The sequence below is a fragment of the Bradyrhizobium sp. AT1 genome (genome assembly GCF_001590795.1).
In the GTDB taxonomy this organism is placed as follows: Bacteria; Pseudomonadota; Alphaproteobacteria; order Rhizobiales; family Xanthobacteraceae; genus Bradyrhizobium.
This window is the reverse complement of record NZ_JXDL01000001.1, coordinates 6,173,112-6,198,724: the sequence shown is the minus strand read 5'-3', so window position 1 is coordinate 6,198,724 and position 25,613 is coordinate 6,173,112. Positions and strand designations below refer to the sequence as shown.

The following is a 25,613-nucleotide window of genomic DNA, read 5'->3' as shown; positions in this document are numbered from 1 at the left end:
CTGCACGGCCTGCTGCTGCGGCTGGCGATAGCCCGGCGCGACCTGCCCCGGTCCGATCTGCGCGGGCGGCATCGCCGCGACATTGGGCGCCTGTCCAGGCGCGGCCTGCGCGCCGCCTTCGAGCGCCCGCAGCCGCTCTTCGAGCTGGCGGTTGCGGTATTGCAGCTCCTCGTTCTGGCCGGTGAGCTGGCGCAGCTGGTTCTCCAGCCGCTCGATCCGCATCTCGGGATCATCGTCCGTCTGCGCGAATGCGGGCGAGCCCAAAGAGAGCAGCGCGGCCATCGCCACGGTGCCGGTAAAGACCTTAAATCTGGATGACATCTTGCCCTGACGACGAAAGCGAAATGGCCTGCGACGGAACATGCGACGCGCCACACATTGAGGGGGAGTACGCCAAAACTGTGGCTGGCACCACGGGGTTTTAGGTCACGGATTGCTGAAACGAAACCGGCGCCCGAGAGGGCGCCGGCATAGTCGGTTTCTGAAGATGAACGGCGCCTGACTGAGTGCAGTATCTTGGCGTCAGTATCTTGGCGTCAGGAGCTCGCGTTCAGCACGGTCACGGCGCGACGGTTCTGCGACCAGCAGGAGATGTCGTTACAGACGGCGACCGGCCGCTCCTTGCCGTAGGAGATCGTGCGCATGCGGTTCGGATCGATGCCGCGCGAGGCGAGGAACGAACGCACCGACTGGGCTCTGCGGGCGCCGAGCGCGATGTTGTATTCGCGGGTGCCGCGCTCGTCGGCATGACCTTCGACGGTAAAGCTGTAGCGCGGATAGGTCTGCAGCCACTGCGCCTGCTTTTCCAGGGTCACGATCGCCTGCGGGGTCAGATCGGTCTGGTCGCTTTCGAAGAACACGCGGTCGCCCACGTTGACGACGAAGTCCTGCTGGCTGCCCGGCGTTGCCGCATTGGCCATCGCATCCGTCGCAGCATTCTTATTGGCGCAGGCGCCCATCGACAGCGCGACGGCGAGCACTGCGGCCAGCTTCAATCCCTGGAGGATACGCATAGGATGTTTCATTCCGGAGCCTCCACGCTCACGTTAGTCCACTGCTGTCCGGTCTACAGGGGGTTGGTTAAGCGAACGTTCCGTCAACCTTGACGGAACCTTGCCTCAGCCGGTCAAATGCCCCCAACCAGCGAAAAGCACCCGTCATGGTTAATGGGTTGTAAATGTGGCGCGAGGGTGAAGGCAAGTCTGCCCGGTCGGCAAAAACGCTGGGTTCGGCCGGAATTTTGCGCCTGTTCATGACAAATCGCCCGGTCTGAGCCGGGGTGGAGCGCGGGCCGCGGCCAGGCCTCAGGCCTGCGCCGTGCCGGCGACGAGAATCGGGCGCGGCGCGACCGTGCGGACGTTCCCGCGCTGGAACAGCATCCGCCGTTCGAACGCACTCGAGCGCATGATCGGAAACCGGGTCAAGACCCGCTCACGAAGGCTTCGGAAATCGGACGCCATCAAGGCGACCTTCTTCAACACATTCGGAAACGAGCGCGGCTCGGTGATGGCCTCGTGCAGAAAGACCCGGCGGTAGAACGCCTGATGCTCCGCCCGGACCTGCGCGAGCCCCGTATCCGCGTTGAAATGCTCGCAGGCGAGATAGGCAAGGCGCAAGGTGACGTAGGGCAGTTCCGGGAACCGCCGGGCCTGCTCCGGATCGGCAACGAAACGCGCGGGATCGACGAAAACCTCGCCGCGGTCGAGACGGGGGTGAAGAACGTCGCCGAACAATTCGGTCGCATAGGACATGCGCTGCTCCGACGTGAGCACGTGCACGCGGACGGAGCTGCAGAGCTCGCCATCGACATAAATTCCGAAGGTCCAGGCGTTCGGCGCTTCGTCGTAGCGATCGCTGACGCGATGCGAATCGGACGGCAGGATCAACCCACCGTGCAGATAGGCGCGATAGCGCATCTGATAGAGGCGATCTTTGTCTTCCGGAGTTTCGATCAGTCTGTAATCGACCCGATCAAAAATCCCTGCCCCCCGCATGATTTGCGGAGCGCGCGGCTCGGCCCGGGATTCCATCCTGACACTCCAAACACGTCCAACAACTTCCGCGAGTTTGAAAAGATTAACGCCTCCTTAATCGAATTGCAAAGGCTTGAATCGATCACGGTTAATCCCCCGTGCGACTACGGTGGCGCGTAACGACTTGAAATGACGGGAAATCCCGAGGGGTAAGGTCAGGCGAAAGAGCGCGACGAAATCGAAACGACCTGACCGTCGTGGATGTGCCGACCATGCGAGGCATTGAGCAACTGGCGCACCCGTACCGCCGGCACTGGCCGGCTGAACAGATAACCCTGTCCCTCGGTCACCGTCCCGTCGGCGCTGATCAGCTCCAGCTGCTCGTTGGTCTCGATGCCCTCGACCACCACGGCCATGCCGAGATCGGCCGAGAGCCGCGCGACGCCGCGCAGCAGCGTCAGCGGGCGGTCGGTGTCGATGCCTTCGAGGAAGGATCGGTCGATCTTCACCTTCTGCATCGGGAAATTGTGCAGATAGCTGAGGCTGGAATAGCCGGTGCCGAAATCGTCGAGCGAGATGCGCACGCCGATCGCATGCAGCTGCGACAGGATGTCGTGGGTAAGCTGGGTGTTGCGCAGCAGCGAGGACTCGGTGATCTCGATCTCGAGCCGATGCGCCGGCAGGCCCGACACTTCGAGCGCGTAGCGGATTTCGCTCAAGACGTCGCGCTGGTGGAATTGCTGCGGCGAGAAGTTGACGGCGACGCTGACGCCCTCCGGCCACTTCATGCATTCCATGCAGGCGCGGCGCAGGATCCAGCGGCCGAGATCGACGATCAGGCCCATGTCCTCGGCGACCGGAATGATATCAACCGGCGAGACCGTGCCCCGCACCGGGTGATTCCAGCGCAGCAGCGCCTCGCAGGTGGTGATCTTGCCGGACTTCAGATTGACCAGCGGCTGATAGAACAGCTCGAACTCCTCGTTGGCGAGCGCCTTGCGCAGGTCGAGCTCGAGGATGCGGCGCGCCTCGACGGTCGCCGCCATCTCGTCGCGGAAGAAGCAGAAGGTGCCGCGGCCGTCCGCCTTGGCGCGGTACAGCGCCATGTCGGCGTTCTTGAGCAGCGTGTCGGCGCTGACGCCCTCCGGCGAGGTCAGCGCGATGCCGACGCTGGCGCCGATCTCGACCAGGTGATTGTCGATGCGGTAGCGCTCGCTCAGCCGCTCGACGATGCGGCGGGCAAGCGCGGCGGCGTCCTCGGGCGAGGAGAGGTTCTGCTGGAACACGACGAACTCGTCGCCGCCGAAGCGGGCGACGAAATCCTCGGGACGCAGCATCTCGCGCAGGCGGTTGGCAACGGCGCACAACAGCTGGTCGCCACAGGGATGACCGAGCGTGTCGTTGACCTGCTTGAACTGGTCGAGGTCGACGAACAGCAGCGCGGAAAGCCGCTCGGCGCTGTGCGAGTTCATCAGCAGCCGTTCGATCTCGTCGCGGAAGCTGACGCGGTTGGGCAGCGCCGTGAGCTCGTCGTAGCGGGCGAGATGGCTGATCCGCGCCTCGGCACTCTTGCGCTCGGTGATGTCTTCCAGAAGAAGGACGGCACCTCCATCCATCATCGGCTGAATGGTCCATGACAAGGTCCGCTCTCCCGCTGGGGCAGGATCGGCAGTCACGATCTCCTTGATCTGCAACTCCCGGATACCATGCAGGATCTGAGCGCCGCTTTCCCTGGAGATGGAGCCGGCCTCGATGCAGGCATCGATGATCCGGGTCGCGCTGGCGCCGCTCTGCACGAGGTCGTCGGGCAGCTTCATCATCTCGCCGAAACGGTGGTTCATGATCGCGAGCTGGCCGTCGACGCGGAACATGCACAGCCCGTGCGGCATGTTGTTCAATGCGGTATCGAACTGGCCGGCAAGCGCCGCTTCGCGCTCGCGTGCGACCAGCGCACGCATGAATATCCTGTGCAGATTGGCCGAGATTCCCATTAGCGAGAACAGGAAGGCGGCGCTGATGACCGACATCGCCACGTAGAACGGCGTGCCCCGCAGCGCGAGAGCGATGACGATAGGAACGAAAACGAGGCTGACCTGGAGCTGGAATATCCATTGCCGGCCGTAGGCTCGGCCGGCGCCGCCCGCCGCGATTCCGGTCGTGACGGATAGTGCGATCATATGGGCCACGGCGTCGTCGCTGGCCAACAGGGTCGTCGAGCACCAGGTGCCTATCGCAGCCGCCTGGATCATGGCGCCGATCTGATAACGCTTTTGCCAGCGTGCGGCTCCTTCGGCCGTCAGGGTCGATTTGCGCTTTTGATACAGCACCAGATCGAACGCGCGGGCGAGGCCGGCGAGGGCGAGCAACCCGACACAGGCCCAGATGAGAGGCTCTGCCGTCTTCAGGGCCGTCAGCGCCGCTCCGATGGAGACGAACACCAAACCGGCGAGCAGAGGCCGCGGGGCTTCAAATAGCGAATCGATCAGCGCCGCCGAAATCGTCGGCGAGGCCTGCTCCTGCTTCGGCTCTCCGCTCTGGCTTGCGAACTGCATTTGTGTTTGTACGCGCGTCCTGTTCGGCGCGTAGTTTTACTCAACCCGGATGAAGCCTTTCTGAGGGAACATCGTTAAAGTCGAGTTGTTTTTCGGCAATAGCGAACCTGTTTCTGCTGACATTTCAAGCAACTAGGCAAGCCTTGCCGAGGGCAAGGTGAAGGAAAGCTTGCTTTCCTCACCAAACGCGAAAAAAACCGCACGCCTTTTCGACAAGATCGCGCGTTGCAGCCGCGCGATTATTGCCCCGCGGTCGAGGACAACAGCGGCGACCAGGCCGGGTCGGAGGCGAAGCCCGGCGTCGGCACCTTGAGCTCGTTGCGACCGGAGATGTCGACGCTGTACAGCGAGGGCCCGCCATTGCCGCCGGGATCGCGGAAGAACATCAGCACGCGCCCGTTCGGCGAGAAGGTCGGGCCTTCGTTATGGAAGCCCGAGGTGAGCAACCGCTCGCCGCTGCCGTCGGGCTTCATGACGCCGATCGAGAACTGCCCGCCGCCCTGCCGGGTGAAGGCGATATAGTCGCCCTTCGGCGACCACACCGGGGTCGAATAGCTGGCGTTGGTGTCGTCCTTGGAGAAGGAGATCCGCTGCGCCTGGCCGCCGCCCGCCGCCATCACGTAGATCTGGGACCGGCCGCCGCGATCGGATTCGAAGCAGATGCGGGTGCCGTCCGGCGAGTAGGACGGCGAGGTGTCGATCGCCGGCGTGTCGGTGAGGCGCGTGGTCGAGCGCGAGCGCAGATCCATCACGAACAGGTTGGAATTGCCGCCCTGCTGCAGGCTCATGATGACGCGCTGGCCGTCCGGCGAGAAGCGCGGCGCAAAGGTCATGCCGGGGAAGTTGCCGACGATCTCGCGCTGGCCGGTCTCGATGTTGAACAGATAGACCTTCGGATCGCCCTGGCCGAACTCCATATAGGTGATCTCTTGCGAGTTCGGCGAGAAACGGGGCGTCAGCACGAGGTCGGAGCCGCGGGTCAGATAGCGCACATTGGCGCCGTCCTGGTCCATCATCGCGAGCCGCTTGACGCGGCGCTCCTTCGGGCCGCTCTCGTCCACGAACACCACGCGGCTGTCGAAATAGCCCTTCTCGCCGGTCATCCGCTCGTAGATCTGGTCGGAGATGATGTGGGCGATCCGGCGCCAATATTCCGGCGAGGTGAAATATTGCTGTCCCGCGAGCTGCTGGCCGGAGACCACGTCCCACAGGCGGAATTCGGCCTTGAGCCGGCCGTCGGGCTGGCGCGTCATGCGGCCGGTGACGAGGGCCTGCGCGTTGAGCGTCTTCCAGTTCTGGAATTGCGGCGCGACGTCCATGTTGTTGATGCGCTCGATGAAGGCGGCCTGGTCGATCGGCGCGAACAGGCCGGAGCGCTTCAGATTGTTGGTGATGACCTGCGTGACGCCGTTGCCGACGTCGCCGTCGGACGGCGAGCCCGGCAGGAAGTTGGTGATCGCGATCGGGATCGGCTGGAATTCGGTCGGGTCGATACGAATTCGGCCCTGCGCGAAGGCCTGCCCGCCCCCGAGCATCGCGAGCGTCGATCCGGTCAGGGTTATGAAGCGGCGGCGGTTCATCGATCGGACGTCATTCATTGCAAAATTCTTTTGTTCGGATGTCACAACATATCTTTCAGGCCGAAAGTCATGGGAATGAGCTTCCAGCTCTCGTACTGCTGCTTCGGCATGAACGAGTAGACCTGACACTGCACGATGGCGCGCTTGGCGCTCTCCGCCACCGCCTGGGCGATCGACCGCGACGGTCCCCTCACCGCGACCACGATGGGTTCGGACGCCAGCGATCCGTCGATCTTCATGGGGATGTCGATGTCTGCCTCGTACTGGTCGGCATCCTGCCCGTTATAGGTGGGCGTGAAGCAGCGCTTCACCGCGCCCTGGAACGCTCCGCGCCATGTCGCGACGTTGTTGGCGGCAGTGCCCGTCGCCGCTCCCAGCGAGGCCGACGCATTCAGCGCCGAGCCGGTCTGCTCGTGCCGGGTGGCGGCACGCTTGTCGAGATCGCGCTGAATCTGAGCGGGATCGAAGCTGCGCTCCTTGGGCTTCGGCTGCTGCTGGGGCTGCACCGCCGCGACCTTCTGCTCCACCGGTTTCGGCGGCGGCTTCTTGGTCTCCAGCTTCTTCTGTAGCTCGGCGATCGGATCTTCCTTGGCCGGATCAGGCTTCTTTTCCTGCGGCTTCGGCTCTTCCTTCGGCTTGGCCTCGGCCACGGGCTTGGGCGGCTCGGGCTTCTTCTCGACAGGCTTCTCGACGGGCTTCGGCGGCGGCTCCGGCTGCGAGTTGGTCTTGATCAGCTCTTTCTTCTCGGTGACCTTGCCGACGGCGTCTTCCTCGGGCTTCGCTTCCGCGATCTTCTCGACCTTCGGCTTCGGCTCTTCCTTCTTGCCGGTCTTCTGCCCAGCCATCATCTTGGCGAGCTGATCGGTGGAGATGATGTCGATCGGAAGCGACTCTTCCGGCGCGATGTAGGCCTTGCTGCTGAAGGTGACGAGCCCCCATCCCAGCACGAGGACGTGGAGGGCAATCGACGCAACGAGTGTCTTGTCGACGTTCACCTTCACAGGCCTAGGACCCCTGATCCGCTTCCGTGACGAGGGCGAGCTTCTTGAACCCGGCGCCGGAGAGCTGGCCCATCACCTTGGCCACCGTGCCGTAATCCGCCTTCTTGTCGGCGCGCAGATAGATGCGCTCCTCGAGCCCGCCGCGCGCGTCGGTGATCGCCTTCAGCTTGGGGATCAGCTCGTTGATCGCGATCTCGGTGTCGTTGATGAACACCTTGCCCTTGATGTCGACCGACATCTGGATCGGCTTCTGGTCGTTGTTCTCGAGGCTCTTGGCCTGGGTCTGCGGCAGGTCGAGCGGCACGCCGACCGTCAGCATCGGCGCCGACACCATGAAGATGATGAGCAGCACCAGCATCACGTCGACCATCGGGGTGACGTTGATCTCGGCCACGACGGGCTTGCGCCGGCCGCGGCGCCCGCCACCGCCGGACGAACTCGCAACGTTCATGCCCATGATCGCGTGCCCAAATTGCCCTTCACAGTAGAGCCAATTCCGTTCCGATGAAATCGGAACGGGGCTCTGGATTCTTGTCTCGACGCGTTTTCTTCACGCGAACCGGCATCCACTTCGCTCGAAAACGCTCCATACATGCCGCCCATCAGCCCCGCTCGTCGATCTGACGCGACAGAATGGCGGAAAATTCATCGGCGAAGCCTTCCAGGCGCTGGGCCTGCCGGTTCACCTCGGACGTGAACTTATTGTAGAAGATAGTGGCAGGAATGGCGGCGATAAGGCCGACCGCGGTCGCAAACAGCGCCTCCGCGATACCAGGGGCCACCACCGCCAGAGAGGTATTTTTCGACGCCGCGATCGACTGGAAGCTCGACATGATGCCCCAGACCGTGCCGAACAGGCCGACGAAGGGGCCGGCGGAGCCGACGGTCGCGAGCACCAGCAGGCGGCGCTCCAGCCGCTCGACCTCGCGGGCGATCGAGACGTTCATGACCTTGTCGATCCGCATCTGCAGACCCGCGACCGAGCGGGCGTGGCTCTCGAAGGACCGCTTCCACTCGCGCATCGCCGCGACGAAACAGGCCGCCATGGAGTGGGTCGGCTTGGCCGAGAGCGTGCGATAGAGCTCCTCGATCGATTCGCCGGACCAGAAGGCCTGCTCGAAACGGTCCATCGAGCGGCGGGTGCGGGCAAACAGGAAGATCTTGTCGATGGCGATCGCCCAGACCCAGACCGAGCAGGACAGAAGTCCCAGCATCACCGCTTTCACGATCCAGTGAGCCTGCCAGAACAGCGCGATCAGCGACACGTCCGCGGAAGCGGCAACCGGAAGGGCTGACTGAGCCACGTCGGCCGGATTCATAAGCAGTATCCTCTCAAGGCGATCGTTACCCGATGTGCCGGCCAGCAAATGGCTGCCGGTTCCCCGATGGCCGCGCTAGAACCGGCGCGGCCGGCAAGCCCGCTCAAAGCCTTGTCTTTTGGGGTGCAGGGGCTCGTCCAAAGCCGGCCGTCTGCATTCCCTGCCAAGATGTCAAAACTATGGGCCTTTGGCCCCGGGCCTTGACGGGCCTCGGCTTTCCGCTTTGGGCGCGACTGTCCGCCCTTACCAGAGCCCGCCGTTGGTTAATGCGGGGTTACCAGGGGTGAATTTGGCTGCGGAAAAGGTAGGCGGCGCAGGCGGTTGGGGTGGCGGACGGGCTCGAACCCGAAAGTTCCGCGTACGGAGTTCGCCCGAGGAACCGCGCTCCTTTCCGCGAGGTGCTGGATCCGCCGGGCCAGGGGCCGCAGCCCGCCTTACAGGCGCCTGCGCCGGCGCAGGCTGAGCGCATAGAGCCAGCCGCCCGCCGCGATCAGCACCGGCAGAACGAAGAGTGCGAAATCGCGCAACAGGATCATGGATCCAGCCCCGCCGTCGCAAACGACACTGCGCGCCTGAGCGCCAAGGCAGCCAGGAAATAGAGGGCGCCGCTGAGAAAGAGGTGCCAGGCGCCCGTTTCCACGAATTCCTGGTAGGTCTTGACCTCGGTCGGCCAGCCATTGAGGAACGCGATTGCAAACGGCAGCCAGCAGCCGAACCGGTCGAACAGGTCCGAGGCACGCGCGAACAGCGCAACGCGCTGTCTGGTCTCCTTGCATTCAGCGATGATCATGGTCGTACCCGTCGGCGGCGGAAAGCGCCGCTGGGGTTTGGTCGGGCTTCACCGCGAGCAGGTTCTAACGGGCCGGCTTTCTCTGACGGGAAATCTGGACCCCGACGCCGCCTCTGGAGGCACGTCAGGCCGCGGAGGCCGGCTCGGGGCAATTGGTCAATCGCGCGGGATTTCCGACCGCCGTGCAGCCGCCGGGAACGTCGGAAGTCACCACCGTGTCGGCGCCGATCCGGGCGAAATCGCCGATGCGGATATCGCCCAAAATGGTCGCTCCGGCGCCGATGAACACGCCGCGGCCGATGCGCGGCGAGCGCGTCGGCAGCTCACTGCCGCGGCCGATGCTGACATTCTGAAGGATGGTGACCTCCTCGCCGATCACGGCATGGGCGCCGATCACGATGCCCGTGGCGTGGTCGAGATAGACGGACGAGCCGATGTCGGCCGCCGGATGAATGCTGACCTGCAAGACGTTCGACGCTTCGTTCTGGAACAGCAGCGCGGCATCGCGATGATCATGATGCCAGAGCCAGTTCGAGACGCGCCAGGCTTGCAGCGCGACATAGCCCTTGAAATGCAGCAGCGGCGCCAACAGGCCGGCGATGGCGGGATCGCTGCGCACGATGGCCTGCAAGTCGCGGCCGGACGCTGCGACCAATTCCGGCGCGTGGCGAAAGGCATCGCGCGAAAACGCGGTGAAACGCGCCTGCTCCGCGGCGTTGCCGCCCAGCCTGCGCCCGATCAGAGCTGCCAGAGTTGCCGCGAGATCGTCATGGGCGAGGACGGCCTTCGCAAGCGACGCGCCGAAGACGGGATCGGATGCAACCGCGCGCTGCGCCTCGTCGCGGATCGCCTGCCAGAGGCGATCGTCCGTCGTCGCGCTTGCAGCTGCCGTCATCGCCATCCCCGGTATCCAGAGACTTCTTCATATAGGTCTCGGTCATCCGCGCGCCACGCCCAAGCGACAGGCGCGACCCCGAGCACCATGCCGCAGCCCCCCGGGAGGCTACGAGCTTGCGTGCCGGGCGGCGGCAACCATATAGTCCACCGAATTTCGGCCGTCGCTGCTTTGGCCGGAACGTCCATGCAAAGCAGCTCGTTCACGCCCCCCGCGGTGGTCCGCCATCCGCGGGTTTTTCGTACCCGGCCGCCCCCAGCGCTGCGGAGACGAAATCCCGAATTCCCGTTACTCGAGGTCACGCCAAGACATGTCGCCCAACGCGCCCGCCGACGACCACCACGACGACGTCATGTACCCCTCCGCCATACCGTTCGTGCTGGTTCATCTCGGCTGCTTTGCGGCGATCTGGTCGGGCGTCACCTGGCAGGCCGTCGCAATCTGCATCTCGCTGTACGTCGTGCGGATGTTCGGCATCGGGGCGGGCTATCACCGCTACTTCTCGCATCGGGCGTTCGCCACCGGCCGCGTGTTTCAGTTCATCCTGGCCTGCCTTGCGCAAAGCACCGCGCAGAAGGGCGTGTTGTGGTGGGCGGCCAAGCACCGGCATCATCATCTGCATTCCGACACCGAACTGGACGTGCATTCGCCGCGTCAGCGCGGCTTCGTGTACAGCCATGTCGGCTGGATCTTCTACCGCGAGCACGACACGACCGATCTCGTGAAGGTCGGCGATCTCACGGTCTATCCCGAACTGATGTGGCTGCATCGGCTGGAGCTGCTGCCGGCCTTCGTGCTTGCAGCGCTCTGCTTTCTCGTGGCGGGCTGGTCGGGTCTGATCGTCGGCTTCCTGTGGAGCACGGTGCTGGTCTATCACGCGACCTTCTGCATCAACTCCCTCGCCCATGTGCACGGACGCAAGCGCTACGTGACGGGCGATGATTCCCGCAACAATTGGCTGCTGGCGCTGCTCACCATGGGCGAAGGCTGGCACAACAATCACCACGCCTATCAGAGCAGCGTGCGGCAGGGCTTTTACTGGTGGGAGATCGACGTCACCTATTACGTTCTCAAAGTGCTGTCCTGGTTCGGCATCGTCTGGAACATGAAATCGCCGCCCGAACAGGTGCTGCGCAACGAGCAGCCGCTCGGCGCCCGGGTCATCAACCGGGCGGCCCGCGAGCTTGCCGGACGGTTCGATGCGCAGGCCCTCGCACAGGCGATCTCGTCGGCGCTGCACCGGGCCGACCCGGCCCAGCTGCAACTGCCGACGCTGCACGAGATCCTCCATCGCGCGCAGGACAGCGTCGATGCGCTGACCCATCTGCATTTGCCGAGGATACCGTCCCGCGAGGAGTTTCTCACTGAGGCCAAGGCGATGTTCGCGCGAACGCGATCGCTCAACGAGATCGTGGACCACGCTTACGAACACTTTCTGACGTCGGTTCGCGCGCAGCTCGTGACGGCGCGCTGAATCTTCGCTCATGCGAATCGGCTAAGTGAGGATTCGTGCTGCCGAGGACGCGCCGATTGCGCGTCCGCCGGCAGGCAAAAAGCGGCGCCGATTCTAGAGTTCGACCTTCAAGCGCTTTGCCGTCTGGGGCCCGACCTGGCCGTCGACGATGAGGCCTTTGGTCGCCTGAAACGCCGCGACCGCCGCCACCGTGAGATCGTTGTACTCACCGTTGATGGGCCCTGGATTGAACCCGAGATCCTTCAAGGCGCGCTGAATATCTCGAACGACGGACGCCTTCATGCCCGGCTGCCCGAGCGCATATAGCTGGCTCGGCCCGGCCAGCTCGAGGTCTTCACCCGCCTCCCGATACGTGAAGTTCGGGAGAAAGACGCCCGTGTCCCAATTGCGGCCCGACACCTTGCCGCGACGAACGCCATAGGCCGTGCCCATCGCCTCGACGGTGCCGCCTTTGCCGTCACACACGACGATGTGTCCCATCATGCCTGGTCCGGGTGGATAGCGCAGGAGAATGCCTCCGACCGTTGAGGCTGCCTGCTGCCACGGAACGCGCTTTCCCAGCTTCTGTGAATCGCTCTTCCAGGCCCCCGTATAGGCCTCGACCGTTGCGGGATTGCCGTTGTCGTCGACGCAGCCGTAAAGAAAGCCGCCGACCTGATACACCAGCCAGGACATGAACTCCGCGCAGTCCCACGGACCGTGCCAGTTCTTGTTGTTCTTCGGCACGCAGACGTTGACGTATTTCTCACCAATGCGGGTCTCGGCCAGCCTCAGCATCTTCTCGCCGTCGGTCATGCTATTTTCCTTTTGCCTAATCAGACTCGCTAAAAATTCGGCCTCAATATCGAGACTTCTCTGCGAAGTGACCGCAAAGCTCCGGCGAAGTTCGCACGTCTAAAGACGGCAACCGCTTCAGGTGCGCTCCGAAGCGGTCCGGGTGTCCAGGCGGAGCTTCAGCGCCGCCAGCGTGACCAAGCCTGCATTTCCATCGACCGGTATCTTGGCGTGGTTTTGAAACCACTCGACCGCCTGCGCGGTGGCGGGACCATATCGTCCATCCACGACGAGCGGCGGTTCGGCTCCGAGGTCGTTCAGGGCCTCCTGGAGCTCGCGCGTTTCATCCGAAGCAGTCGCGGTTTTCCAGGCCACCTGGTTCGCGCCACCCTTGCCGATCGCGCTCCACACGATCTCGAACAATTCCGTCCGGCCGCTCAAGCCGTTGTAACCGCCGTTAATCGTCCGCGTGATCGCACGGATATTGTTCTGATCCGCATAAGCGTTCAGGCCTCCCTCATTCCATTCGTTGAGCGCGGGAAGGAGGGCCGCTTCGGGTGCGACGATCATATCCGGGTTGTTGTAGAAATCCACGCCGGCAAGTTTGCCCATGCGCGCATAGTTGGCTCCGCCCGTCGTCTGCAGCAGGCCGCCGCCACGATATTTGTATCCGTCTCCGGACTTGGTGTTGCCGAGCTCCTTTGCCTTCTTCGGATTGCCCAGTCCATAGACGCGCTCGGCCAACGCGCGATCGTTGTTGAGAAATTGATCGACCTCATCGGGCCGGATCGCCGCGCTATGACGGCCAACACCGAAAATCTCGAGAAGACGCGCTGCAGTCTTGTATTTGAGGCTCTCGAACAGAACGGTGCCGCGGCCCGTCTCGTACAGGGCCTGAGCGAGGAAGTGCGCGATGCGCAGCGGAGTATTGATCTTGAAGCGCTCGAAGATGTCGTCGCCGTCTTCAAAGGCCTTGAGATAATTGGGATAGCAGCGAGGGGCCACTTTCCGAACGATCGATACGATCCGCACGAAAATACTCCCGAATATTCAGTGAAATATCATCGAGTGAAACATCTCGAGATTACGCAGAGCACCCTCTGGTTGCAAGAGGAGATTCGATTGCTGGACGAGCCGGACCGCGGCTTCGGTTGTGTCGGAGCCTGATCTCGCCTGAGGACGGCGGCCGGAGTCGGCTCAAGCCTCCTCTTCGGCGCGCGGGACATTGATGCGCTTGCCCCAAAAACCAAACCGCCCGCCTGCGGGTTGCGCAGACGGGCGGCTCGGGGCCATCAGGACTTTGGGGGCATGCGCCTGAAGGCTTTGCGATGTGTCAGCCTTGAAGGTCAGCCTTGAAGATCAGCCCTGCTGCTGGTCGGTCGGCGGCGGGGTCGGACGCGTCTTGTGCTGCGCCATGAACTGGTCGAACTCTTCCTTGTCCTTGGCGTGACGCAGACGGTCGAGGAAGTTCCTGAACTCGACCTGCTCCTCTTCGAGGCGCCGCAGCGTCTCAGAGCGGTATTCGTCGAAGGCGCGATTGCCCGAGGACGGCGGGCCGAAGCCGAAGCCGAAGCCACGGCGCTCCATGCGGCCGCGCATGCGATCCATCTTGTACTGCATCCGCTCCATCTTGTTCTGCCAGCGATCCTGGTGGCTCCAGCACGACATTCTTCTGCTCCCGAGTGTGAAAAAGAGAAGGGCAAGTCCGATCGGCCACCAGATGATGAAGCCGAGGATGGTCACGGCGATCCAGCCGGGATGCCATGGCGTATCGAGCATGTGAGGACGCTCGTACTGTTGGTGTTGGTCCGAAGGGCCGCGCCAGCGATTGACATCAGCGGTGTAGGCCATTTCCTTCTCCATGACGGCATCAGCCGTTGTGAATGTAAATAACATTTACATAGCTAGACGATCCCGCGATTTTGTCAAGCTGGCCGCCAGACACGCCCGCGTGATTATTGGCGTAATTTTATTTCGGCTTGCCCCAAGGACCGCCGGGCGGCACGCCTGAACCGGAGGACGCCTCCGGTGGCACCGGCGGCGGCTCGGCGCTCTTGGCTGGCGGACGGCGATCGGTCGGGAAGCCGAGGCCACGCAGATAGATCAGCACCTCGGCTTCGAGCAGTTCGTCCGGCGACATCGGCAGCTTTCGCCGCGCGGCATCCCCGCGCGAGAACAACGAGGCCACGCCGTGCGCCATCGACCAGATGTGCAGCGCCATCATCATCGCCGGCGGTCGCGGCGTGCCGGGCGGCGCCAACGCCGCGAGCCGCTCGGCCGCGGCGCGAATGATGTTGAAAGCGCGCTCGCTGGCGGCCTGCAGCGCCGGATTGGCATCGACCGGCAGGCCCGATTCGAACATCGCGTTGTAGAAGGCGGGCTCCTCGCGGGCGAAGGCGAGATAGGCCTTGCCGACGCGCTCGAACGCCGTGACCGTATCGGGCCGCCCGTCGTCCCAGGCCGCGGTCAGGCGCGCCTCGAATTGCTCGAAGCCGCGCTGGGCGATCGAGGACAACAGCTCGTCGCGGTCACGGAAATGCCGATAGGGCGCCGCCGCGCTGACGCCGGCCATGCGCGCGGCGTCGGCAAAGGTGAAGCCGGCCGCGCCCTTCTCGGCAATCAGCCCGAGAGCGGCCTGCAGAAGTGCTTCCTTCAGATTGCCGTGATGATAGCCGCGCTCGGCGCGGCGCTGCTCCTTGCGCCAGCTCATGTGAACGACTTTTACATGAGCCGGGCGCGAAGGTCACTAGCGGCGGGCGGATTGGTTAACCCGTATTTCCCGCAATCGGAGCGGCGAGGCCTAACCGCCCGGGATCGGCAGCACCGGCATGATCTCGACGCGCTCGCCCGGGAAGATCGCGAAGTGCGGGTGGTTCTCGAACATTTTTGCCGCGGCTTCATGGGACGCGGCCCGGATCACGGTGAAAGCGCCCATCTCGTTGGCGATGTCGGCGACGCCTTTGCCGTCGACCTGCTTGGTCTTGCCGAGCGGACCGCCCATGGCCTGGATCGCACCCTGGTGCTTCTCGACCCAGCCCTTCCAGGCCGCGATGCCCTCCTGCTCCTTCGCCTTGCGCTCGGCTTCGGACAGCGCGTTCCACGCAGCCCATTTCGGGCTGGTCTTGCTGCCGAGGAAAACGGCGAGATAGGTGTCGGTGCTCATAGGCTCTCTCCTCTGTTGATGGATCAACCAAAGCCGCGGATTGATCCGCGGGCGGTCACGGCTATGTCTTCAGGTCGCCAAAGCCGGCGGCGGCGGCCTGCACGTCAGGCGGAAAGTCGCTGATCTCCTGCACCTGCCGGACCTCGATGATTTCGTTCGGCGAGGCCGGGCATCGCTTGGCCCAGGCAATGGCCTCGGCACGCGAGGCGACCTCGATCATCCAATACCCGCCCAGGACTTCCTTGGCCTCAGCGAATGGGCCGTCGGTGACGATGGGCTTGCCGGTCGCAAACGAGACCCGTGCACCCGTCGACGGCGGATGCAGGCCGTCGAGCGTGATCAGCACGCCTGCGTCCTTCAGCGCCTCGTTGTAGTGCATCATCGCCGCGACACGCTCGGGATCAAGCTGAACGTCCGGCGGCGCAGTCTCATAACCGAGCGGGATCATCAGCATCATGAATCGCATGCGGTTCCTCCCGATTGTGCGCGGGGACGCCAGGCCCGCCGCGGAATGACGAATGGTCGGCGGGCCACCAGACCCGCGTTCGCCTGTAAGACGAACGACCTCCGACAAAGTCGACATGGTCGGGGAATTTTTCTGGAAGCTGTGCGGCGGTGGCGCCCGAGCTGGAATCTCCCGGCCATGCCGAGCCGGCATCCAGCTGGCCGCCGCCATGTCACGCCGACGCTGGAATTTCCGGAGCAGGGACAGACCGATATCAACCGCCTCGGATATGTCGATCCCAAATTCTGGTCCCTTGCGCGGGACCGGCTAAACTGTCATGTCGCGGGTTCGAGCAAAGGACCCCGTCATGCCCCCTGCCCCGCACCGCGTCGCCCTCGTCACCGGAGCCGCGCGCGGCATCGGGCTTGCGACCGCGAAGAAGTTTTTGGCCGAGGGCTGGCGCGTGGCGCTGCTCGACATCGAGGGCGAGCTGCTCGGCCGGGCGGTCGCCGACATCGACCAAAGCGAGGCGACGCTGGCGCTGACCTGCGATGTCTCGGATGCAACCGCGGTCGGCGATGCCATGGCAGCGGTCGAGGACCGGTTCGGCCGGCTCGATGCGCTCGTCAACAATGCCGGCATCGCGGTGTTCGCGCCGCTGATGGAAACGTCCGAGACGGACTGGCGCCGCGTGCTCGAGGTCAACCTCACCGGCCCCTTCCTCTGCACCAAGGCGGCGGTGCCCTTGATGCGCGAGGGTCATGGCGGGGCCATCGTCAACATCACCTCGATCTCGGCGGTGCGCGCCTCGACGCTGCGCTCGGCCTATGGCACCAGCAAGGCCGGACTCGCGCACCTCACCAAGCAGCTCGCGGTCGAGCTCGCCTCGCTCAACATCCGCGTCAACGCGGTCGCGCCCGGCCCCGTCGACACGGCAATGGCCAAGCAGGTGCACACCAAGGAGATCCGCGCGGATTACCACGACGCGATTCCGCTCAACCGCTACGGCCTGGAGGAGGAGCTTGCGGAAGCGATCTACTTCCTGTGTTCCGCGAGCGCGAGCTACATCACCGGCCAAATTTTGGCCGTCGATGGCGGTTTCGATGCGGCAGGCATCGGCCTGCCCACGCTGCGCGGTCAACGCCGCAACGGGTAGGACATGTCGAGTGGGTCAGCAATGCGGGCCGCGCGGGGCCGTTGGGCGTAACCCAGCTCTTCTCACACGACGCCGAAGATGGTGGGTTACGCCGAGCCATTGCGCTTCGCGCGATCGCTCAGCTAACCCACCCTACAAATCGAGTGGTGGAGATTTCATGCTACGTATCACCTGCCTCAAAGCTCTGATGCTCGCATCGGCACTGCTCGCCATCACGCCGGCTGCCGCCGAAATCCGCATCATCCAGTCTCCGGGCGGACAGGTCGGGCCGTTCCTCGATTTGTTCGAGAAGGTGCGCGAGAGCGGGGAGCGCGTGGTGATCGACGGCCCTTGCCTGTCTGCCTGCACGTTGGTGCTGAGCATCGTGCCGGGCGAGCGAATCTGCGTTACCAAGCGCGCCGTGCTCGGCTTCCATGCGGCACGTTCGGTGGACCGGCGCGGGCGCTTCTATGCCGAGCCGGAAGCATCGGTCGCGGTGCTTGCAGCCTATCCCGGCCCGGTTCGCGACTGGATCAGTCGCCGTGGCGGCCTCACCTCGCGATTGCTCTTGCTCAAAGGCCGCGATCTCGCCGCGATCTATCCGCGCTGCCGCTGACGAATTTGGCGGCCGCCGCTGATGTCACGCAAAGAGGTTATGTGAACCGCGTCACTTTAGAGCCGCTTGATTTGGAAAGCGACTTGGCTTGGAAAGCGACTTGGCCTGTAACGCGACTTGGCTTGGCTGGCCCGAGGCCATAAGGCAGGTTTCCCGGTGCTCGCGCCGTATGCGCACCGGGGCTCACCGCCATCACGCCATGCCTTCAATGCGATGGCTGCCTTCAGTGATGTCTGCCTTCAGTAGAGAGTCTGAATCACCGGCACCAGCTTCATGCTGGCACAGATAAGCATTCCCCAAAGGGCAAAATTGATCTGTAGCGCCGTCGCCATCGGTCGCTCCCCTTGCAAGTGACGTCCACCCCAGTTTGTAGCTTTTATGACTCACCAATAACGATTCTGACGTGCAGATCACAGCCCAATATTGCGCCAATTGTTGTGCGATGCGATCCGCACGGCTTCATGATGCGGCCTCACTGATTGCGCAACATGATGCGAATCGTAACGTTCGTCTCGGCCATGCCGGCCAGCTTATTTGCCTTAAGTTCCATTTCTCCGATGCGATGCGAGTTTCCAGTGTTGCGCTTGCGCATCGCGCACCGAACTTTGGGTCCGGCATGATGCGACACGTCTTCGTCTTGCTCATTTTCTGCGCGGCGCTGCTTGGATGTGCAGTCGCGCCGGCACAGGAGCGTCGTCCGATCGCCTGGGATGGCCTCGGTCGAGATCCCAACAAGAGTTTGAACCGCGCGCCGGTCGCGAAGCGGCGCGCGCCGGTGCCCGCACCCGCGGCGAGCGATCCCAATCAGGAGCGGGAACGCGTGCTCGGTACCTTGCGGCCCTACTCCGAGGCGTGGTGGGCGGTGTATGACGCGATCGAAGCCGAGCGCGACAAGCAGCTGGGCACCAAGCTCGTGATCTGTCCGAGCTGCGTTCAACCGCCGCCGCAAGGCGAAGACGTCACCGGCTCGATCCGCTGAGCGAGCTCACGACCGAGCCGGGCACGGCGCGACCAATCATGCGCGCGGCCGCGCGCCTCACATTCCTTCCGCCGGGCAGTTCACCATCCAAGGAATGCCGAACTTGTCGACACACATGCCAAAGCCCTTGGCCCAGAAGGTCTTGCTGTACGGCATGGTGACGGTGCCGCCGTCGGCGAGCGCGTTGAACTTGCGCTCGCCATCCGCGGGATCCTTCACCGTGAGCGAGACGGAGAAGCCCTGCGGCTTGTGGAAATGCTCGCCCGGCGCATCGGACGCCATCAGCACGCTGCCGTCGGGCAGCGACATCCGCGCGTGCATGATCATCTTTTCGCGTCCTGGCGTCGCGGGCACCTCCGGCGGCGCGTCCGAGGCGCGCATCATCGCGTCGATCTTGCCGCCGAGAACCTTGGCGTAATAGGTGAACGCAGCTTCGCAATTATCCTGATAGAACAGATAGGGATTGAGCATCGTTTCTCTCCTCTTCGTTTGCACAAGGGCTCATTGCTTCTCGGTGAGCTTCTTCAGGCTGGCGAGGCCGGTCTCGAAATCCTTGCCGATCATGCTGTCCATGTTGATGAACACCTGCATGACTTTCGACAGGAACGGGGCCGGGCCATACATCGCCCATGTGACCAGTGTGGCATCGCCTTGCGGCACAAAAGTGAACTCGGCGGTGTTATGGCCTTCGAAGGGTCGCTCGAAATCGAGCTTGATCCGGAGCTTCGAGGGTCCGCTCGCCTCGAGGATCTCCATGTGGCCGGCGCCGACATTGTTGTTGCCGTCCCAGGCATAGGTCGCGCCCTTGCCTTTCTCGGCTCCGCCGAAGGTCCGCTTCATGGCGGGATCGCGGTTCTCATAGGGGGACCAGCCGGTCCAGCGGTGGAAATCGGCGACATGCGGAAAGATGGCGTCGGCGGGCGCTTTGACGGCGAGACTGCGCTCGACGCGGAATGTATCGGGTTTCGTCAGGGCGAAGACGAGAACACCGGCGAGGCCGACGGCGAGCACGACGGCGATGATGGCAATGGCTTTCAGCATGAGGGGCTCCGTGGATACGGGCTAAGGACGAACGGGGACGGCGGGGGCCGACACGGCGGGACGAATCTTTTCGTCATGGCCGGGCATGACGGCGGAGAGGGTCCCGCGCGTCACTTCGCCTTCGCGGTTTCCTTCGGCTTCGGCTGGCTGTCCCGGATCAGGCGATCGAGATGCATGCGGATGTGGGCGGCCTCGGCGGAGGTGTTGGCGAGTGCGATGGCGCGGTCGAAGGCAATGCGGGCTTCGTCATTGCGGCCGAGCTGCATCAGGAAGGCGCCGCGCACGCCGTAGAAGTGGAAGTAGTTGGCAAGCTTCGGCGCGAGCGGCTCGATCAGATCGAGCGCGGCTTGCGGCCCCCGCACCTTGGAGACCGCAACCGCGCGGTTGAGCGTCACCACGGGAGAGGGCTGCACCAGCTCGAGCGCGCCGTAGAGCAGGTCGATCTGCGCCCAGTCGGTCTCTTCCGGCGTCGATGCACGGGCATGCAGCGCGGCAATCGCGGCCTGGATCTGATAGGGCCCGCTGCGGCGGTGGCGCATCGCCTTGTCGATCAGCGCCAGCCCTTCGGCGATCATGGTGCCGTTCCACAGCGAGCGGTCCTGGTCGTCCAGCAGGATCAGCGAGCCGTCCGCGGCAAAGCGCGCGGCACTGCGCGCATGCTGCAGCAGGATCAGCGCCGTCAGCCCCATGATCTCCGGCTCGCTCGGAAACAGCCTGAGCAGCAGGCGCCCCAGCCGGATCGCCTCTTCGCAGAGCGGCTTGCGGATCTCCGCGGTGTCGCCGCTCGCCGAATAGCCCTCGTTGAAGATCAGATAGATCATCGCCGCGACACCGGCGAGCCGCTCGGAGCGTTCGACTGCGCCCGGCGCTTCGAACGGCGTCCCGGCCTCCGCGACCTTCGCCTTGGCGCGGGTGATGCGCTGCTCCATCGCCGCGTCCGAGACCAGGAAGGCGCGCGCGATCTGCTTCACCGTGAGGCCCGAGACGATGCGCAGCGCCAGCGCGATCTGCTGCGTCGCCGGCAATTGCGGGTGGCAGCAGATGAACATCAGGCGCAGGATGTCGTCGCGGTAGTGCGAGCCGTCGAGCCGCTCGGCCAGCGCGCCCTCGGCGTCGTCGAGATCGGAGATGGCCTGGTCGTCCTCCGGCAGCGGCTGCTGCTTGCGGGTGCGTCGCACCTCGTCGATGGCGGCGTTGCGGCCGACCATGATCAGCCAGGCCGCGGGATCGCGCGGCGGCCCGTTCTGCGGCCAACTCTTGAGCGCGCGCAGCGAGGCGTTCTGGAACGCCTCTTCGGCGGTGTCGAGATCGCGGAAATAACGCAGCAGAGCGCCGACCGCCTGGGGGCGCGCCGAGGTCAGCGCGGTCTCGATCCAGCCGGTGTCGGCCTCGCTCACGCCGAAAGTCCTCCGGGCCGGAACACGCCGACGGGACGCACCTCATAGGCGCCGCCGGGATTGGCCGCGCCGAGGTCGCGGGCGACGTCGAGCGCCTCATCGAGATTCTTGCAGTCGACGATGTAGAAGCCGAGCAGCTGCTCCTTGGTCTCGGCATAGGGGCCGTCGAGCACCAGCGGCGGGTCTTCCTTGCGCAAGGTCGCCGCCGCCGTGGTCGGCAGCAGCCGCGCGACGGGCCCGAGCCGACCCTGCTTGGTGAGATTCTCCTGCACCACGGCGAGCTTCTTCATCACGGCCTCGTCCTGCTCCTTGCTCCAGGAGCCGACGAAGTCCTCATCGTGATAGCAAAGAATTGCATATAGCATGGGCAGCACTTTCCTCGGGGCTTGTTCTGAAGACGGCTCACTATGCCCCGGGCCGACAGGGCTGCGGAAATAATTTGCGAGAAGAATCCGTCAGATCGTGCCAATGAGGGCCACCTAGAGCGGAACCTTATGAGGCACTTCGAATGAGCATGGGCACACTGGCCGTCCTGATCAACAGCACGCAGCAGAACTGGCTGCCGGAGCGCTGGAAGGCCCGGTTCGAGGCGGTCGGCGGCGGCCGCCGCGTGGTGCTGCTGCCGGATGCCTCGCTCGATCCGGCCGAGGTGCACTATGCCACGGTGTGGAAGCCGGAGCCGGGCGCTCTCGCCGCCTTCCCGAACCTGCGGGCGATCTTCAATCTCGGCGCCGGCGTCGATGCGCTGATGGCCGACAAGAGCCTGCCTGACGTGCCGCTGGTCCGCGTCGCCGTGCCCGATCTCACCGGCCGCATGACCGAATATGTCGTGCTGCATGTGCTGATGCATCACCGCCAGGAGCTTTATTTGCGGGACTCGCAGCGCGCCAAGCGCTGGGAGCCGAAATATCAATGGCCGGCGAGCGCGGTCACGGTCGGCATCATGGGGCTTGGCACCTTAGGCGCGGACGCGGCCGACGTGCTGAGGCGGCTCGGCTTCCGTCTCGCCGGCTGGAGCCGCAGTCCCCGGGACATCGCGGGCGTCGAATGCTTCCATGGCGCCGCGGGCATGGATGCGTTCCTGCGCAAGACCGACATCCTGGTCTGCCTGCTGCCGCTGACGCCGGAGACCCGCGGCATCCTCAATCGCGACGTCTTCTCCAAGCTGAACCGCAACAGCCCGCTCGGCGCACCGGTGCTGATCAATGCCGGCCGCGGCGGCCTTCAGAACGAAGCCGACATTTTGGCCTGCCTCGACGACGGCACGCTGGGCGCCGCCTCGCTCGACGTCTTCGTGCAGGAGCCGCAGCCCGTGGACAGCCGGTTCTGGACCCACCCCAAGGTGGTGCTGACGCCGCACAACGCCGCCGACACCGACGCCGACGCGATCTCCGTCTACGTCGCCGAGCAGATCGCGCGGTTCGAGGCCGGCGGTGCTCTGGAGAACGTGGTGGATCGGGCGCGGGGGTACTAGGCCTACAACCACCGCGCTCCGCCGGTATCCCGTTCACCCTCTCTTAGCGAGAACTTGATATGAGTGCTTAACGAACGGTCAACGAACGAGTGGGACATGCGCGCGAGCCTCGGCCTCAGGATGCGGATCACGGTTGCCCTGGCGGTGACGGCGGCGGCGACGGCCCTATTTGCCGTGCTCGGAGCGATGTGGATCATCGCGGGGATCATCGACCGCGCCGACCAGCGCGAGCTGCACAGCCATTATGATGCTCTTCAGTCGCGCATCGCCGAGGAATCCCACCGGGCCGCCGCCATGAGCGCGATCGTGGCCGCGATACCGGCGACGCAGGATGCGATGGCCAAACAGGACCGCAATGCCCTGATCGGGCTGTTCGGGCCGGTGTTTGCCGCCACCAAGTCGGAATACGGCGTCGATCAGTTCCAGTTCCATGTGGCGCCGGCGACCTCGTTCCTGCGCGTGCACCAGCCGGCCAAATTCGGTGACGATCTCTCGGGGTTTCGCAAGACCGTCGTCGTCGCCAACGGGGATCGCAAGGTCGTGGTCGGCCTCGAAGGCGGCGTCGCCGGGCTCGGCATCCGCGGCGTGGTGCCGATCGCGCAAGCCGGGAAGCATCTCGGCACAGTCGAATTCGGCCTGACCTTCGGCCAGTCCTTCCTCGACGATTTCAAGGCGAACCGCCATGTCGACGTCGCCTTCCACCTCGCCGATGGCTCGGGCTTCAAGCTGTTCGGCGGCACGCTGAAGGGCAAGAGCTTCTTCGACGCCGCCGATTACGGCCGCGCCACCGCCGGCAGCTTCACCGTGAAGCGGGCCAAGCTCGACACGACTCCGGTCGCGGCGCTGCTGGCGCCGATCAAGGATTTCTCCGGAAAGCCGCTCGGCGCCGTCGAGCTGGTGATGGACAATGCCGATTACGAGGCCGCCGCCGACCGCGCCTGGATGCTCGCGATCGCGATCGCCGCGATCGGGCTCGTGCTGGCCGCCATCGTCGGCTATCTCATCGCCCGCAGCATCTCGCGCCCGATCCTGTCCATCACGTCAGTCATGCGCGAGCTCGCCGACGGCGGGCTCGACGTCACCATCCCCGCCAGCAAGGCCAATGACGAGGTCGGTGCGATGGTGAAGGCGGTCGCGGTGTTCCGCGACAACGCCGTCAGCTTCGGCAAGCTTCAGGCCGAGCAGCTCGAAGCCAAGGCGCAGTCCGAAGCGGAGAAGCGGCGCGCCTTCGCCGCGCTTGCCGACAATTTCGAAGCCAGCATCCGCGACGTCGTCACCACGGTGTCCTCGGCTGCGGTGGAGATGGAGCATACGGCGCGCTCGATGTCGGCCATCGTCGAGCAGTCTCGGCAGCAGACGCGCGCGGTGTCGTCGGCCTCGACGCTGGCCTCGGAGAATGTGCAGACCGTCGCGGCCGCGGCGGAGGAATTGTCCTCGTCGATGACCGAGATCAGCCGGCGCCTCGCCCACGCGACCGAGGTGGTCGGCAAGGCCGCCAGCGACGGCCGGCAGTCGAATGCACGCGTGCAGAGCCTGGCGGAAGCCGCACAGAAGATCGGCGACGTCGTCTCCTTCATCAACGGCATCGCCGGCCAGACCAATCTGCTGGCGCTGAACGCGACCATCGAAGCGGCGCGTGCGGGCGAAGCCGGCCGCGGCTTTGCCGTGGTTGCTTCCGAGGTCAAGGCGCTGGCGACGCAGACGGCGAAGGCGACCGAGGAGATCGGCGCGCAGGTCACGGCCGTGCAGGGCGAGACGTCAGGCGCGGTGGACGGCATCCAGTCGATCTGCGCGACGATCCAGCAGGTCGACGAAATCTCCGCCGCGATTGCGGCTGCCGTCGGCCAGCAGGGCACGGCGACACAGGAGATCGCACAGAACGTCCAGCAGGCCGCCGCCCGCACCGGCGAGGTCTCGCAGAACATCGCGGGCGTCACCGACGGCATCGCCGCCACCGGCACGGCGGCGGAGGAAGTGCTGGGTTCGGCGATCGAGCTGTCGAAACAGTCCCAGCGGCTGCGCGACGAGGTGGATCGCTTCCTCGGGCAGATCCGCGCGGCGTAGCTGGACGCGGGATCGCGCGACACACTCGGTGTCGTCCCTGCGAACGCAGGGACCCATACCGCGTGATTCATCGATAGCGCAGGGTCACAGTACCAAAGACTCTTTAACTCCTAGTCTTCGCCAAATGACTGCTGCGGCGTATGGGTCCCGGATCTGCGCTTACGCTTGTCCGGGACGACAACTAGGATTTGGTCCCCAGCATCACGTCGATCGCACCCTTCACGATCGCCTCCAGCTCCTTGCGCGGCACGCGGGCGCGGGAGCGGATGGCGATGGTGTGGACCGTGGCTGATGCGATCTGGGCCAGCACGGCTGGATCGGCGCTCTCCGGCAACTCGCCCTTCTCCTTGGCGCGGCGGAAGCAGCTCGCAAAGGCCTTGTCGAGTTCGGTGAGACCGTCGAGCACCATGGCGCGGATCTCGGGGTCGCCGACCGCTTCGGATGCCGCCGTCACCACCGTGAAGCAGCCGCGCGGGCCGGTCTCGCCCGACAGATAGATGTTCAGCGCGGAGGCGAAGATGCGCTCCAGCCGCTGGCGCACGGGCATCTCCTCGCGAAAGATCGCCGCCATGGATGCCCGCGCTTCCTCGCGATAGCGCTGGTAGCTCTTGATGTAGAGCTCGCGCTTGTCGCCGAAGGCGCCATAGAGGCTCGGCCGATTCATGCCGGTGGCTTCGCTGAGATCGTCGAGCGATGTCGCGGCAAAGCCCTGCCTGCGGAACAGATCGAGCGCCTTGCCGAGCGCAACATCCGGCTCGTAGGCGCGCGGCCGGCCGCGGCGCTTCGGCTCCCCGCGGCGCTCGGGCTCATTGGCAGCAATTGGCGGCTTTGATTTTTGTACCATTTCGCAAATTAATCCTTGACCGCCCCCATATTATGCAAGACAGTACAAAAATCAATCTGGCCAGGTTGAGCGAAACCTCAAAGAGAATTTTCCAAGG

26 protein-coding genes and 1 pseudogene are annotated in these 25,613 nt (G+C 64.5%); 6 read left to right on the top strand and 21 right to left on the bottom strand.

The annotated features are described in order from the left end of the window. From SE92_RS36835 to SE92_RS28675, 10 genes and pseudogenes are all read right to left on the bottom strand, one after another. Nucleotides 1-321, bottom strand: a pseudogene (locus SE92_RS36835) (V-type ATPase subunit a family protein); the annotation flags it as partial. A gap of 215 nt (nt 322-536) precedes the next feature. Next, nucleotides 537-1,025 carry a peptidoglycan-associated lipoprotein Pal gene (gene pal, locus SE92_RS28715; RefSeq protein WP_063201096.1) on the bottom strand — a complete coding sequence of 163 codons (489 nt, stop codon included), beginning with the start codon at nt 1,023-1,025 and terminating at the stop codon, nt 537-539. Nucleotides 1,026-1,304: 279 nt separating this feature from the next. Continuing rightward, nucleotides 1,305-2,030, bottom strand: coding sequence for an N-acyl amino acid synthase FeeM domain-containing protein (locus SE92_RS28710; protein ID WP_063201094.1), 726 nt, complete (start codon nt 2,028-2,030; stop codon nt 1,305-1,307). Between the two features lie 158 nt (nt 2,031-2,188). Beyond that, on the bottom strand, nt 2,189-4,525 hold the full coding sequence (locus SE92_RS28705) for a putative bifunctional diguanylate cyclase/phosphodiesterase (protein ID WP_063201091.1): 2,337 nt from the start codon (nt 4,523-4,525) through the stop codon (nt 2,189-2,191). A 239-nt stretch (nt 4,526-4,764) separates the two neighbouring features. Then, nucleotides 4,765-6,105 (bottom strand): Tol-Pal system beta propeller repeat protein TolB, encoded by a 1,341-nt coding sequence (tolB, locus tag SE92_RS28700; protein ID WP_063203815.1) that lies wholly within the window; start codon nt 6,103-6,105, stop codon nt 4,765-4,767. 41 nt (nt 6,106-6,146) lie between these two features. Beyond that, a complete protein-coding gene (gene tolA / locus SE92_RS28695; RefSeq protein WP_063201089.1) occupies nt 6,147-7,106 on the bottom strand; it encodes a cell envelope integrity protein TolA in 960 nt (319 codons plus the stop codon). Nucleotides 7,107-7,110: 4 nt separating this feature from the next. Further along, nucleotides 7,111-7,563 (bottom strand): protein TolR, encoded by a 453-nt coding sequence (gene tolR, locus SE92_RS28690; protein ID WP_063201086.1) that lies wholly within the window; start codon nt 7,561-7,563, stop codon nt 7,111-7,113. 145 nt (nt 7,564-7,708) lie between these two features. Continuing rightward, nucleotides 7,709-8,425, bottom strand: a complete 717-nt coding sequence (gene tolQ / locus SE92_RS28685; protein WP_018641591.1) for a protein TolQ — start codon at nt 8,423-8,425, stop codon at nt 7,709-7,711. Between the two features lie 532 nt (nt 8,426-8,957). Next, nucleotides 8,958-9,215 (bottom strand): hypothetical protein, encoded by a 258-nt coding sequence (locus SE92_RS28680; protein WP_063201083.1) that lies wholly within the window; start codon nt 9,213-9,215, stop codon nt 8,958-8,960. A gap of 124 nt (nt 9,216-9,339) precedes the next feature. After that, nucleotides 9,340-10,110, bottom strand: coding sequence for a serine acetyltransferase domain-containing protein (locus SE92_RS28675; protein ID WP_063203814.1), 771 nt, complete (start codon nt 10,108-10,110; stop codon nt 9,340-9,342). 310 nt (nt 10,111-10,420) lie between these two features. Here SE92_RS28675 and SE92_RS28670 point away from each other — a divergent pair, with 310 nt between their 5' ends. Continuing rightward, nucleotides 10,421-11,584, top strand: coding sequence for an acyl-CoA desaturase (locus SE92_RS28670; protein ID WP_063201080.1), 1,164 nt, complete (start codon nt 10,421-10,423; stop codon nt 11,582-11,584). A gap of 93 nt (nt 11,585-11,677) precedes the next feature. On the opposite strand, the gene SE92_RS28665 is transcribed toward SE92_RS28670, so the two are convergent. The 6 genes from SE92_RS28665 to SE92_RS28640 all read right to left on the bottom strand — a co-directional run bounded on the left by SE92_RS28665 (nt 11,678) and on the right by SE92_RS28640 (nt 15,987). Next, nucleotides 11,678-12,379 carry a peptidoglycan-binding domain-containing protein gene (locus SE92_RS28665; protein ID WP_063201077.1) on the bottom strand — a complete coding sequence of 234 codons (702 nt, stop codon included), beginning with the start codon at nt 12,377-12,379 and terminating at the stop codon, nt 11,678-11,680. 117 nt (nt 12,380-12,496) lie between these two features. Beyond that, nucleotides 12,497-13,390 (bottom strand): peptidoglycan-binding protein, encoded by an 894-nt coding sequence (locus tag SE92_RS37255; RefSeq protein ID WP_063201075.1) that lies wholly within the window; start codon nt 13,388-13,390, stop codon nt 12,497-12,499. Between the two features lie 327 nt (nt 13,391-13,717). Then, nucleotides 13,718-14,209 carry a DUF2852 domain-containing protein gene (locus tag SE92_RS28655; protein WP_063203813.1) on the bottom strand — a complete coding sequence of 164 codons (492 nt, stop codon included), beginning with the start codon at nt 14,207-14,209 and terminating at the stop codon, nt 13,718-13,720. Nucleotides 14,210-14,327: 118 nt separating this feature from the next. Further along, nucleotides 14,328-15,068 carry a TetR/AcrR family transcriptional regulator gene (locus tag SE92_RS28650; protein ID WP_063201072.1) on the bottom strand — a complete coding sequence of 247 codons (741 nt, stop codon included), beginning with the start codon at nt 15,066-15,068 and terminating at the stop codon, nt 14,328-14,330. 90 nt (nt 15,069-15,158) lie between these two features. Continuing rightward, nucleotides 15,159-15,521, bottom strand: a complete 363-nt coding sequence (locus tag SE92_RS28645; protein ID WP_063201069.1) for a YciI family protein — start codon at nt 15,519-15,521, stop codon at nt 15,159-15,161. A 61-nt stretch (nt 15,522-15,582) separates the two neighbouring features. Next, nucleotides 15,583-15,987, bottom strand: a complete 405-nt coding sequence (locus tag SE92_RS28640; protein WP_063201066.1) for a YciI family protein — start codon at nt 15,985-15,987, stop codon at nt 15,583-15,585. Between the two features lie 346 nt (nt 15,988-16,333). Between SE92_RS28640 and SE92_RS28635 the strand changes: the two genes are divergently transcribed. The 3 genes from SE92_RS28635 to SE92_RS28625 all read left to right on the top strand — a co-directional run bounded on the left by SE92_RS28635 (nt 16,334) and on the right by SE92_RS28625 (nt 18,696). Next, the gene (locus SE92_RS28635; protein ID WP_063201063.1) at nt 16,334-17,122 is read left to right on the top strand and encodes an SDR family NAD(P)-dependent oxidoreductase; all 789 of its coding nucleotides are present in this window, start codon (nt 16,334-16,336) and stop codon (nt 17,120-17,122) included. Nucleotides 17,123-17,279: 157 nt separating this feature from the next. Continuing rightward, nucleotides 17,280-17,717, top strand: coding sequence for a hypothetical protein (locus tag SE92_RS28630; protein ID WP_063201060.1), 438 nt, complete (start codon nt 17,280-17,282; stop codon nt 17,715-17,717). Between the two features lie 616 nt (nt 17,718-18,333). Further along, nucleotides 18,334-18,696 carry a hypothetical protein gene (locus SE92_RS28625; protein ID WP_063201056.1) on the top strand — a complete coding sequence of 121 codons (363 nt, stop codon included), beginning with the start codon at nt 18,334-18,336 and terminating at the stop codon, nt 18,694-18,696. A gap of 57 nt (nt 18,697-18,753) precedes the next feature. Here SE92_RS28625 and SE92_RS28620 read toward each other — a convergent pair whose 3' ends face one another. The 4 genes from SE92_RS28620 to SE92_RS28605 all read right to left on the bottom strand — a co-directional run bounded on the left by SE92_RS28620 (nt 18,754) and on the right by SE92_RS28605 (nt 21,499). Further along, nucleotides 18,754-19,167 (bottom strand): VOC family protein, encoded by a 414-nt coding sequence (locus SE92_RS28620; RefSeq protein ID WP_063201053.1) that lies wholly within the window; start codon nt 19,165-19,167, stop codon nt 18,754-18,756. Nucleotides 19,168-19,197: 30 nt separating this feature from the next. Further along, a complete protein-coding gene (kdpF, locus tag SE92_RS28615) occupies nt 19,198-19,737 on the bottom strand; it encodes a K(+)-transporting ATPase subunit F (protein ID WP_063201049.1) in 540 nt (179 codons plus the stop codon). Nucleotides 19,738-19,847: 110 nt separating this feature from the next. Continuing rightward, nucleotides 19,848-21,134 (bottom strand): RNA polymerase sigma factor, encoded by a 1,287-nt coding sequence (locus tag SE92_RS28610; protein WP_063201046.1) that lies wholly within the window; start codon nt 21,132-21,134, stop codon nt 19,848-19,850. After that, nucleotides 21,131-21,499, bottom strand: coding sequence for a YciI family protein (locus SE92_RS28605; protein WP_063201043.1), 369 nt, complete (start codon nt 21,497-21,499; stop codon nt 21,131-21,133). The genes SE92_RS28610 and SE92_RS28605 overlap by 4 nt, the downstream gene beginning before the upstream one ends. A 143-nt stretch (nt 21,500-21,642) precedes the next feature. On the opposite strand from SE92_RS28605, the gene SE92_RS28600 reads away from it, so the two are divergent. Together SE92_RS28600 and SE92_RS28595 are read left to right on the top strand one after the other, a co-directional pair. Then, nucleotides 21,643-22,608, top strand: coding sequence for a 2-hydroxyacid dehydrogenase (locus tag SE92_RS28600; RefSeq protein WP_063201040.1), 966 nt, complete (start codon nt 21,643-21,645; stop codon nt 22,606-22,608). Between the two features lie 96 nt (nt 22,609-22,704). Continuing rightward, the gene (locus SE92_RS28595; protein ID WP_063201038.1) at nt 22,705-24,672 is read left to right on the top strand and encodes a methyl-accepting chemotaxis protein; all 1,968 of its coding nucleotides are present in this window, start codon (nt 22,705-22,707) and stop codon (nt 24,670-24,672) included. Between the two features lie 181 nt (nt 24,673-24,853). Here SE92_RS28595 and SE92_RS28590 read toward each other — a convergent pair whose 3' ends face one another. Continuing rightward, the gene (locus SE92_RS28590) at nt 24,854-25,516 is read right to left on the bottom strand and encodes a TetR/AcrR family transcriptional regulator (protein ID WP_063201035.1); all 663 of its coding nucleotides are present in this window, start codon (nt 25,514-25,516) and stop codon (nt 24,854-24,856) included. Between the last annotated feature and the right edge of the window lie 97 nt (nt 25,517-25,613).